This is a genomic window from Corynebacterium sp. MSK035 (assembly GCF_030232615.1).
In the GTDB taxonomy this organism is placed as follows: Bacteria; Actinomycetota; Actinomycetes; order Mycobacteriales; family Mycobacteriaceae; genus Corynebacterium; species Corynebacterium jeikeium_D.
Genome location: NZ_JASPJP010000027.1, coordinates 1 through 10,201 on the forward strand (window position 1 = coordinate 1; position 10,201 = coordinate 10,201).

The 10,201-nt window shown below is 57.6% G+C and carries 11 protein-coding genes and 2 riboswitches; of the genes, 8 read left to right on the forward strand and 3 right to left on the reverse strand.

Features of this window, described 5'->3' with window-relative positions:
- Positions 1–184: 184 nt before the first annotated feature.
- Positions 185–640 (forward strand): hypothetical protein, encoded by a 456-nt coding sequence (locus QP978_RS10455; protein ID WP_048733759.1) that lies wholly within the window; start codon positions 185–187, stop codon positions 638–640.
- Positions 641–747: 107 nt separating this feature from the next.
- On the forward strand, positions 748–1,029 hold the full coding sequence (locus QP978_RS10460) for a GNAT family N-acetyltransferase (protein WP_049173078.1): 282 nt from the start codon (positions 748–750) through the stop codon (positions 1,027–1,029).
- A gap of 100 nt (positions 1,030–1,129) precedes the next feature.
- On the opposite strand, the gene epsC is transcribed toward QP978_RS10460, so the two are convergent.
- Both epsC and cysK read right to left on the reverse strand, forming a co-directional pair.
- On the reverse strand, positions 1,130–1,723 hold the full coding sequence (gene epsC, locus QP978_RS10465; protein ID WP_005511963.1) for a serine O-acetyltransferase EpsC: 594 nt from the start codon (positions 1,721–1,723) through the stop codon (positions 1,130–1,132).
- A gap of 115 nt (positions 1,724–1,838) precedes the next feature.
- Positions 1,839–2,771 (reverse strand): cysteine synthase A, encoded by a 933-nt coding sequence (gene cysK, locus QP978_RS10470; protein ID WP_049173059.1) that lies wholly within the window; start codon positions 2,769–2,771, stop codon positions 1,839–1,841.
- Positions 2,772–3,074: 303 nt separating this feature from the next.
- Positions 3,075–3,343, forward strand: a riboswitch (cobalamin riboswitch).
- Between the two features lie 67 nt (positions 3,344–3,410).
- Between cysK and QP978_RS10475 the strand changes: the two genes are divergently transcribed.
- From QP978_RS10475 to ramA, 5 genes are all read left to right on the forward strand, one after another.
- Positions 3,411–4,193, forward strand: coding sequence for an energy-coupling factor ABC transporter permease (locus tag QP978_RS10475; RefSeq protein ID WP_049190264.1), 783 nt, complete (start codon positions 3,411–3,413; stop codon positions 4,191–4,193).
- 38 nt (positions 4,194–4,231) lie between these two features.
- Positions 4,232–4,609 (forward strand): energy-coupling factor ABC transporter substrate-binding protein, encoded by a 378-nt coding sequence (locus tag QP978_RS10480; protein ID WP_049173058.1) that lies wholly within the window; start codon positions 4,232–4,234, stop codon positions 4,607–4,609.
- Positions 4,606–5,343, forward strand: a complete 738-nt coding sequence (cbiQ, locus tag QP978_RS10485) for a cobalt ECF transporter T component CbiQ (RefSeq protein ID WP_049190262.1) — start codon at positions 4,606–4,608, stop codon at positions 5,341–5,343. The genes QP978_RS10480 and cbiQ overlap by 4 nt, the downstream gene beginning before the upstream one ends.
- A 2-nt stretch (positions 5,344–5,345) precedes the next feature.
- Positions 5,346–6,170: an energy-coupling factor ABC transporter ATP-binding protein gene (locus tag QP978_RS10490; RefSeq protein WP_284857155.1), complete on the forward strand. Its 825-nt coding sequence runs from the start codon at positions 5,346–5,348 to the stop codon at positions 6,168–6,170.
- Positions 6,171–6,365: 195 nt separating this feature from the next.
- Positions 6,366–6,636: riboswitch (cobalamin riboswitch) on the reverse strand.
- Between the two features lie 461 nt (positions 6,637–7,097).
- Positions 7,098–7,934, forward strand: a complete 837-nt coding sequence (gene ramA, locus QP978_RS10495) for an acetate metabolism transcriptional regulator RamA (protein ID WP_005511953.1) — start codon at positions 7,098–7,100, stop codon at positions 7,932–7,934.
- Between the two features lie 71 nt (positions 7,935–8,005).
- Here ramA and QP978_RS10500 read toward each other — a convergent pair whose 3' ends face one another.
- Entirely contained in the window at positions 8,006–8,605 is a 600-nt protein-coding gene (locus QP978_RS10500; protein WP_101739190.1) for a cob(I)yrinic acid a,c-diamide adenosyltransferase, read from the reverse strand.
- A 47-nt stretch (positions 8,606–8,652) separates the two neighbouring features.
- Here QP978_RS10500 and murA point away from each other — a divergent pair, with 47 nt between their 5' ends.
- The gene (gene murA, locus QP978_RS10505; RefSeq protein ID WP_239272592.1) at positions 8,653–9,915 is read left to right on the forward strand and encodes a UDP-N-acetylglucosamine 1-carboxyvinyltransferase; all 1,263 of its coding nucleotides are present in this window, start codon (positions 8,653–8,655) and stop codon (positions 9,913–9,915) included.
- The last annotated feature ends 286 nt before the right edge of the window (positions 9,916–10,201 follow it).

Here is a 10,201-nt window from a genome sequence, read left to right on the forward strand (position 1 = left end):
GCATATATTTCTCTGAAACCTAGAGGTCAACCACTACAAATCACCGAATCCAGACACACTTTCTGTCGTTTAACCCGTGTTTGTCGCGGGGATCGTCGTAAAGCACAGTGCATCGAGCCGTGCGAAAACCTTAAAGTGGGGGAAATTAAACCGCGTACACACCCTAGCGGATAGGATGTTGTGCATGAGTAAGGAATTCGCCTCAGCAGGAACGCTGTCCGACGATAAGACGCTGCCGTGGGTCGTGCGCATCTTCGTCTACACGGATGCTGAGGGCAGCCAATCGGCTGCTGAGAAGGTTCGTGGGGTGCTCGCGGAACTGATTCCGGATCAGGAAGTCAACGTCTACGAGGATGTCATGCCCGATGTGGGGCGCACTTCCTCTCTCGCTGATTTGTGGGCGGAGGCCAACCCGGGCATGGATCCGGGGGATCGGAAGCGTTACCGCATCAGTGTGGTGGCTCCGGGGCTGTCTCACTGCGAAATGGCGGACCTGGCAGGCCCGCTCGCTGAGGCCGTCAGCCCGGGGTGGGCAGAGGGGGAGGCTGCGACCAAGGTCGCGAAGGGCGATGTCCCGTGCCGTGTCGCTGTCGGGCGTGCCGACGAGCACCCGGGCGAACCCCCGCTAGTGCAGAATTAACCAGAATTCGGAATTAATCCGAAGCGAGAGCTGTTATCTGGGTTACATCCTAAGAGTCGTTTGCAATGACGACGCTTCACAACCATGAGAGGGAAGTGATTCCGAAAATGGCACACACTATTTCGCATGATGAGGCCGGTCAGCGCTACGTTCTCACCGTAGAGGGAGAAGAGGCCGGCTTTGCCGCTTACACCCCGGTGGAAGGTGCCCTGGACTTTGACCACACGGTTGTAGATGGCAAATTCCGTGGACAAGGCCTGTCCAAGCCGCTTATCGCAGGCGCGCTGGATGATGTTCGGAAGAACAACCGAAAGATTCGCACCAGCTGCTCCGCTGTTGCCAACTTCGTGGAGAAAAACCCGGACTACCAGGATCTACTGGCTGACTAGTCGCTGAAGGGCGAAGAACGCACAAAGAAGCCGGCCGGCTGCTCACGATAGGAAGAGCAGCCGGTCGGCTTTTGTATGTAGAGCTAGTTTTAGGGCGGGGCTAGATGAAGTCCCCGTCACCCTGGACGTACACCGCCGGATCGCACAACGGCTTGTGCTCTTCGGGCTTGGCAGGGCGTACGCGGCCCGGAATTCCTATCACGATGGAATCGGGTGGGCAGCTGTGGGTGACCACGGAGTTGGCGCCGATTGATGAGCCTGCACCAATTGTGATGGGGCCAAGGACTTTCGCACCTGCTCCGACGGTGACGTTGTCCTCCAGGGTGGGGTGGCGTTTTACCTTCTCCAGTGAGCGGCCGCCAAGCGTCACGCCGTGGTAGAGCATGCAGCCGTCACCGATTTCTGCGGTTTCGCCAATGACGATGCCCATACCGTGGTCGATGAAGAACCTTCGGCCAATTTGAGCGCCCGGGTGAATCTCAATACCAGTCAGCCAACGGGAAAACTGTGCGAGTACTCGTGCAATGCCCTTGAAAATCCCGCCTCGTTTCCAGAGGCGGTGCGAGAATCGGTGAATCCAGATTGCGTGTAGGCCGGAGTAGACAATGGCATTTTCTACATCACTGCGCGCAGCTGGGTCATGCGCACGGGCATTGTCCAGATCCTCTTTGAGGATTCGGAAAAAGTCACTCATGGGCGTCAATTCTATCTGGTCGGAGGTGTGGGCAATGCAAAAACCCGCTTGCCGACGGAAAGTGCCAGCTAGCGGGCTCTGCAGAGAAGGTTACGGGCGCTTATAGTGCTCGGCTTTAGTCGCGCAGATCCTCGTACAGGATGGAGGAGACGTAGCGCTCGCCGAAGTCAGGAACAATCACGACGATGTTCTTGCCCTCGGACTCCGGGCGGGCTGCAATCTCGAGAGCAGCCTTGATGTTTGCACCGGCAGAAATGCCGCCGAGGATGCCCTCGGCTGCAGCGACCTTGCGGGAGACCTCAATAGCGTCCTCGTTGGTAACCGCAATGATCTCGTCGAGAAGCTCCTGATCGAGAACCTCTGGGACGAAGTTTGCGCCCAGACCCTGAATCTTGTGCGGGCCGGCGGTGCCCTCGGTCAGCAGCGGGGAGGCCTTCGGCTCAACGGCAACCAGCTTGATGTCCGAGTTGTGCTTCTTCAGCGTGCGACCAGCACCGGTAATGGTGCCGCCGGTGCCGACACCAGCCACGAAGTAATCAACCTTGCCGTCGGTAGCTTCCCAGATTTCTTCACCAGTGGTTGCCTCGTGGATAGCCGGGTTGGCCGGGTTGGCGAACTGGGAAGCCAGGATTGCATTGTCGGTGTTAGCTACGATTTCGTTGGCCTTATCGACAGCGCCGCGCATGCCATCCGCGCCCGGGGTGAGTACAAGCTCAGCGCCAAATGCGCGCAGAACGACGCGGCGCTCCTGGCTCATGGTGTCCGGCATAGTGAGAATGACCTTGTAACCGCGGGCTGCGCCGACCATTGCCAGCGCGATACCGGTGTTGCCCGAGGTACCCTCGACGATGGTTCCGCCCGGCTTGAGCTCGCCAGAGCGCTCGGCGGCATCGATAATTGCGTTGCCGATGCGGTCCTTGACCGAGTTGGCAGGGTTGTAAAACTCCAGCTTGGCAATCACGTTGCCCGGCAGGCCCTCGGTAACACGGTTGAGCTTAACCAGCGGGGTGTTGCCGATCAGTTCAGTGACATCGTTATAAATAGTCATTAATCTTATCCATTCCGGAAATCACAGAGGACTTCCTAATGAGTTTTCGCGTGTAGCCGTAGTGTACGCCTGATCCTGCAATTAGTACAGACCAGTTCGTCTATTTTATGGCTTGCGTAGGGAAGTGGAAGCTGTCAGTTCCGGTGCCGCCACCGTCATAGTCGCCGCGGCCGGCGCCGTCGCAGTCGCACCGCTATTTTCGCAATGCCCCTGCTATTGCCACGTTAACGCTGTCTCATTGCCTCGCTCGTCCTTACCTCCATTGTGAGGGTAAAGAGCATTAAAGTTTCTTAGAATCCACTATTCTGAGACGTGATTTACAGTGCACGGGAATGCCTTGTGAATAGGCAGCGGCCCTCGCCACTGTGATTGGGTGCGATTGCGGCCCTTATCTGCACAGCGGTTATATGTGATAACCGAAAAACGCAGACAATGGACTCAGCGATTGCGGTGCTTCGTCGAAGCCACTCAGAGGGACTCAAACCTTTGGGGAAGGAGGCGAGGCATTAATAGAAGTGTGAAGCTTTCCTCAGCCCATCAGCCAGGAGACCGACTGTAAATCATCCAATTCGCGTCCGCGGATTGGCGGTCGAGCGGTGCTGTCGAGGTGAATAGCGCCGTAGAAAGATGATTTACATCATGCATATTGCTGAGGGATTTCTCCCAGTCACTCATTGCATTGGGTGGGGTGTAGCTGCCGCTCCCTTTGTCATTCACGGCGCAATTCAAGTCAAGCGCACTATGAAAGAACATCCCGGTAGCGGCATGCTGCTCGGTGCTGCTGGTGCGTTTACCTTCGTGCTCTCCGCAATCAAGATTCCATCTGTGACGGGTTCCACTTCGCACCCGACAGGTACAGGTTTTGGTGCTGTAATCTTCAAACCTCCGGTGATGGCGCTGCTTGGCTCCATCGTGTTGCTCTTCCAAGCAATCTTGCTCGCTCACGGCGGCATTACGACGCTCGGTGCGAACATCTTCTCCATGGCAATCGTCGGCCCGTGGGTTGGCTACGCCTTCTACGTATTGACTCGAAAGCTCGGCGGAGGCCTACTACCAGGTGTGTTTATGGCAGCGTTCTTCGCTGACCTCTCCACCTATGTTGTGACCTCCGTGCAGCTCGCTCTTGCACACCCGGCAAACCCGGGCGGTGTCGGCGGCGCTCTGGCTACATTCCTCGGCCTGTTCGCTATCACGCAGATTCCGCTGGCGATCATCGAGGCTCTGGTCACCGTCATTCTCATGCGCACCCTGCTGGCCGTGGCACATTCTGAGCTCCTCGATCTCGGCTTCCTGTCCCGCTTCGGTGATGCGCCAGCACCGGCGCTGGAGGCGAAAGCTGCAGAAGCCACGGCTGACGCTGTTGCAGGATCTGTCACTTCGCAGAATGCGGCAGCTGCATCCGTATCTGGCCAGAAGCAGTAGCCGTCGTCAAGCGAAAAGAAGCGAAAGAGAGCACGATTATGAATGCAAAAAACAACGCGCAGATTGTCGACGCACAGGCAGCTAGCCAGCCGAAGAAGAACTCCGTGTGGGTCAGCGTTGGTCTCATTGTCCTGGTAGTCGTAATTGCCATGTTCCCGCTGTTCTTCAACTACGGGGACGACGACGCCGAGGAGCCGTTCGCCGGCACTGATGCCACCGCTACGGAGACAATTCAGGAAATCGACCCGAACTACGAGCCGTGGTTCGAGCCACTCGTCGGCGAGCTGCCGGGTGAGGTCGAGTCGGGTCTGTTCGCGCTCCAGGCCGTTATCGGTGCTGGCGTCCTGTTCTACGTTATTGGCTTCTACCGAGGGAAGGCTGCTGCGCGTTCGGACAAGCGCGAGAAAGAGCAGTGAATGCGCTAGAAGCTGCAGCGGCGCGCAGCGCTTGGGCACGCCGCAACGTGGGTGAAAAGATTCTGCTGCTCGGTGGGCTGCTGATTCTGGCGGTTGCGCTACCGCCAATTCCCTTTGCGCCTGTCATTGCGGTCATTGCTTGGTCTATTGCGTACATAGCCCGAGTGCCCCGCAAGCTGTATGTGGCAATGGTGCTGGCACCGGCGGCTTTTGTGCTCGTCGGCGCGTTTCCGCTTTTGGTAGCGCTTACTCCCGACGGTCTCGCGTGGTCGCCGGATGGCCCGCAGCGAATGGCGCAGGTTGTGATGCGTTCGTTTGCGGGTATCAGCTGCACGATGGTCTTTGCGCTGACCACTCCGATTTCGGAGCTCATTGCCTGGCTCGACAAGCACGGCTTGCCGCGATACTTGACGTACCTCGCCGAGGTGATTTACCGGATGACCGGCGTGCTGATTCACTCCGCACACTCGATGACGGAAGCGCAAGCACGACGCTTGGGACACTCCACGCGCCGGGCGATGATCCGAGATGTAGCGGCACAGTCCGCCAGCCTCTTTGTAATTGCCTTTACCCGCGCGCGCAAGATGCAAGAGGGAATCGAGCTGCGCGCCGATCCGAGCGCAATGAAAGTACTGGTGATTTCGCGGCCCAGGCAGCCGAAGTTCATCGCGATATCCAGTGCATTACTTTTGTCGTTGATTGCGGCCTGGGCGCTGCTGAAATGGGGTGTATAGGGATGTCGAGCAGCAGGAAAAATCGCGCTGATCACGTACATGGTGCCAACGGTGTCATTGTCGAAGCGGCTGCAGTTACATACGCTTACGACGAAACCCACGTTCTGAAAGGCGTGGATCTGGCAATTTCGGGTGGCGAGCGCCTAGCGCTGTTGGGGGCAAACGGTTCGGGCAAGTCCACGCTGTTGCGTATGCTCGCGGGAGCGTCTAAGCCCAATAGTGGTGAGGTCCGCCTTGACGGCACCGTCTACACGTACTCCCGGCACGGCCGCAATGCGGTCCGTCGCTCAGTACAGATGGTCACGCAGGATCCGGATGAGCAAATCTTCGCGGCTAGCGTGTTCGCAGACGTCTCTTTCGGCCCCGTCAACCTGGGGATTAAGAACGAGGAAGTCGAGCGGCGCGTCCGGGAGGCCCTAGGTACCGCCGAGGTCACCGATCTCGCCGAACGCGTTCCGCACCAGCTTTCCTATGGTCAGCGTAAGCGCGTCGCTCTCGCAGGCGCGCTGGCGATGCACCCACGTGTGTTGCTTCTCGACGAGCCCTCCGCCGGCCTCGATCCGCAGGCGACCCGAAAGCTTGCACACACGCTCAATCAATTGCGCGATCAGAGCACTGCCGTCGTCGTCGCCACGCACGACATCGACTTCGCGTGGAATTTCGCCGATAGGGCAGCGGTGCTTGCCGACGGCAAACTGCGCGTCGGCGCCAAGGAAGAAATTTTGGCCGATCGACGGTTGGTCGAACATGCTCGACTGGCTTTGCCCTGGGCGCCCGTGGTCTCCAAGGCGATTGGGCGAGATGTGTGCCATCCAGAGGATGTTTAGGCGAGTGGCTTGGTTGGTGAATAGCTCATCGATATGTGCAGCTAAACCGCGCTAAAAATGAGAAAAACGCCCGCGGGCAGGGCGTAATGCCTATGAAAATAGGCCTAGAAATATAGGCGAAGCTGTCGCATTTCTTCGCTTCCATTTCACGTCACACCTGTCCGCGGGCGATCTCCGTGGCCGTGGCACTTTGCAGTGCCCTCGGCGCATCAGGCAGGTATTCGGACTTTCTGGCGTGACCGACAATAAGGGGATGACGACTGCCGCAAGCTTCAATGCTTACGTGCAGATCCTTATTATCAATTTTCCTACTTTTCGCCGCTTCCCAAGGTTGAAATAACCTCAGTGCCGTTGGCGAATTTTGTTCCAGATTACCGCTGCGGGACAGTTCCGGAATTGCACCGGATTCCCTCTTGCGTTTGCTGTGCACCACCTTCGGACAACCACGTGGAGGACGTAGCATTGAAAGTGGAACTCAACAAAACCTGTTGCATGTATGACAATAGCGCACGATGCAAAATAAGCGAAGGTCTTTTTCGAAAATGTCCGCATTGGGGGTAAAACGCCGTTCATTACCCTCTGTTATCAACATTCACGCAGTTTGTTAGCGGAAAAATAGCTACCCCCTGCCTTGTATTTATTCGGCCGAGGCGGGGCTAATGACAGGATTTATCCTGGTATTTTCTTTACGTACTTGTAGAGAAACCTAGTTGTTTCCTAAGATTGTGTGACGGATGCCTTAATGCAGGTGTACCCGTTCGGAGGGTACTATCTACTTTGTACGGTTTACAGCCCCCGAAAGGGTCAGTGGCCGCTGAGCGGTAGTTGGCCATTTCGTAGGAGTGTAAGTCGGCGCGAAGTCACAGGCTGATGGTGCCTCTGTGGGTGCCAGTGAAGCAATTTGCCCGTTACGCAGGAGGACGCGAGATGGATCCCCACCGCATTCTGGACGACAATGAGGTTATTAAGTCGTCCTTGGTCGCCCTAAAGAATGCGACTGGTATTCCGGTCACAATGTATGCGGAAGTCACCGATAACTCTAAGATGCAGATCAACAACTGGGTTGGCCTGCGTACTCCGGCCCTGCAGAATCTGACTGTGGAATCGGGTGCGGGTGTCGGTGGTCGCGTGTTGGCCACGCGCCGCCCGGTGGGTGTCAGTGACTACCTGCGCGCCAAGGTTATTACCCATGAGTATGACGACAAGATTCGTGACGAAGGCCTGCACTCGCTGGTCGCCGTGCCGGTGATCGTTTCGCGTCTTGTCCGTGGCGTGCTCTACGGTGGCGTGCACTCCTCGGTGCGCCTGGGGGACAAGGTTCTTGAAGAGGTCACAATGACCGCCCGTTGCCTGGAGCAGGACCTCGCTGTCGTCGATGCCTGCCGCAACATGGATCGTTCTGGCAACGGTAAGGGCGGCCGCATCATGAATGGCGCTGAGTGGGAGCAGGTTCGTTCCACGCACTCCAAGCTGCGCATGCTCGCTAACCGTGTGGATGACGAGAAGCTGCGCCAGGAGCTCGAGGTGCTCTGTGACCAGATGGTCACCCCGGTTCGCGTCAAGCAGACCACCAAGCTGTCGGCTCGTGAGCTCGATGTTCTCGCCTGTGTCGCCCTCGGTCACACCAACGTCGAGGCCGCAGAGGAAATGGGCATCGGTGCCGAGACGGTTAAGTCCTACCTCCGCTCCGTAATGCGCAAGCTGGGCGCCCATACTCGCTACGAGGCCGTCAACGCGGCCCGTCGCATCGGCGCACTGCCGTAAACCGCTTGACGACGGTTCCTTTGCGCCCAAACCCGCGGGTATTGGGGTAGTCAGTTCTGCTACTTGCCCCGCTACTTACCCCCTGCTTGCCGCTGGGCTTCGCGCTCACCCCCGGGGATCCACTTAACGTCGTTTCCGTTATTGGCCACTCTCGAAAGAATAAACAACAGGTCAGACAGGCGATTGAGATACTTCGCCGGTAGGACTGAGGTGGTTTCGGGAAATTCGCGGCAGGCAGCCCATGCTGCACGCTCGGCTCGGCGAGTAATCACCCGAGCTGTGTGTAGCAGTGCTGCGGCTGGTGTGCCTCCCGGGAGGATGAAGGAATCCAGTTTCGGCAGTTGTTCATTGAATTGGTCGCACCAGTGCTCGAGTCGCTCGATGTAATCCGGCTCGATACGCAACGGCGGGTACTTCGGGTTTTCTTCAATAGGTGTTGCTAGGTCGGCTCCGGCATCAAATAGGTCATTCTGCACGTAGCGAATGACAGCCGAGATTTCGTCGTCAAGCGTGCCGAGACTGAGCGCCTGGCCAAGTGCGGCGTTGGCCTCCTCGCACGTGGCGTAGGCGATAAGGCGAGAATCATCCTTGGGAACGCGGCTGAAATCGGATAATCCAGTGGTGCCGTCGTCGCCGGTGCGAGTGTAAATGCGAGTTAGATGAACGCTCATAGCTTCAAGCCTAAGCGCGATATTGCGAAATGTGGTTGGCTGGGGGAGTGGGAAATGAGCGATTTCTGGTTAAAGGCGGAGCGACGCTAAATGGTCAGGTTCAGATTTCCGGGGCGAAGAACTCGGTTCTGAAACTGATGGGTGCGGCGCTTCTCGCCGAGGGCACGACAGTACTGACGAACTGCCCTGAAATTGACGACGTGCCATTGATGCAAAAAGTCCTCGAAGGTCTCGGCTGCTCCGTGACGCGCGAGGGCGACCGGATTGAAATCACGGTGCCCGAAGAACTCTCGCATCACGCCGATTTCGATGCCGTGCGCCAGTTCCGCGCTTCGGTCTGTGTGCTCGGGCCGCTGACGGCGCGTACCCGTAACGCGATTGTCGCACTGCCCGGTGGTGACGCTATTGGTTCCCGCCCGCTGGACATGCATCAGGCTGGCCTGGAGAAATTGGGAGCACGCACCTATATTCACCACGGTTGCGTGGTGGCTGAGGCGGGGCGACTCAAGGGGGCGAACATCAAGCTGGACTTCCCGTCCGTCGGCGCGACCGAGAATATTCTGACCGCGGCCGTACTAGCGGAAGGTACGACTGTGCTGGATAACGCCGCCCGTGAGCCCGAAATTGTCGACCTGTGCGAGATGCTCGTGGAGATGGGCGCCAAGATTTCGGGTGCGGGATCTAACACCATCACGGTTGAGGGCGTAGAGAAGCTGCACCCGACTGAGCACAAGGTTGTCGGCGACCGAATTATCGCAGGGACCTGGGCTTATGCTGCAGCGATGACCGGCGGCGATATTACGGTCGTTGGCATTAACCCTAAGTACCTGCACCTTCCTCTGGAAAAACTGAAGAACGCAGGCGCTCAGGTCGAGACCTACCCGCAGGGCTTCCGCGTGCGTATGGACAGGCGTCCGCAGGGTGTGAACTACCAAACGCTGCCATACCCAGGCTTTCCGACGGACATGCAGCCCATGGCCATTGCTCTGTCCGCGGTGTCCGAAGGGACGTCAGTGCTTACCGAGAACGTTTTTGAGTCGCGCTTCCGGTTTGTCGACGAGATGATTCGCCTCGGCACGGACGCGACTATCGATGGCCACCACGTGATGATTCGCGGAAAGGAAACGCTGAGTTCCGCACCTGTGTGGTCTTCGGACATTCGCGCCGGAGCGGGACTAGTGCTTGCTGGGCTGTGTACTGAAGAAGGTGACGTCACTGAGGTGCACGATGTCTATCACATCGACCGTGGCTACCCGGGCTTCGTAGAGACACTCAATTCTCTTGGCGCATCGGTTGAACGGGTTAGCTAGTGATTGTTGGCCTCTGGTCAATGGCTAACGGCTAAGCGCACGGTGCTAGTTAAACGCGCGGTGCGGAAAACCATCGCAAGTTTTCGGTTCTGGATGCTTCAGAACCGTAGGGAGTGATTCTCCAGTGGTGGCTTGTGGTGGTTTTCGCTATTTTACCTGGGGTTTTGTGTCTTTGGTGGGGTGTGTGTAATGTATTCGGAGGTCAGCGCGGCCAGGCAGTTTATGTGTTTGGTTGGTTGATGTGGGGGAAATGTTTTCGTGCGGTTAGCCGCTGGGAGTCGTTGGT

Excerpts from the sequence above, each read along its gene's own strand:
- QP978_RS10475 (WP_049190264.1), top strand. The coding sequence starts at position 3,411 with ATGCATATTGCTGAGGGATTTCTCCCAGTCACTCATTGCATTGGGTGG.
- QP978_RS10500 (WP_101739190.1), bottom strand. The coding sequence starts at position 8,605 with ATGAGCGTTCATCTAACTCGCATTTACACTCGCACCGGCGACGACGGC.
- ramA (WP_005511953.1), top strand. The coding sequence starts at position 7,098 with ATGGATCCCCACCGCATTCTGGACGACAATGAGGTTATTAAGTCGTCC.
- QP978_RS10460 (WP_049173078.1), top strand. The coding sequence starts at position 748 with ATGGCACACACTATTTCGCATGATGAGGCCGGTCAGCGCTACGTTCTC.
- cysK (WP_049173059.1), bottom strand. The coding sequence starts at position 2,771 with ATGACTATTTATAACGATGTCACTGAACTGATCGGCAACACCCCGCTG.
- QP978_RS10455 (WP_048733759.1), top strand. The coding sequence starts at position 185 with ATGAGTAAGGAATTCGCCTCAGCAGGAACGCTGTCCGACGATAAGACG.
- QP978_RS10490 (WP_284857155.1), top strand. The coding sequence starts at position 5,346 with ATGTCGAGCAGCAGGAAAAATCGCGCTGATCACGTACATGGTGCCAAC.
- QP978_RS10480 (WP_049173058.1), top strand. The coding sequence starts at position 4,232 with ATGAATGCAAAAAACAACGCGCAGATTGTCGACGCACAGGCAGCTAGC.
- epsC (WP_005511963.1), bottom strand. The coding sequence starts at position 1,723 with ATGAGTGACTTTTTCCGAATCCTCAAAGAGGATCTGGACAATGCCCGT.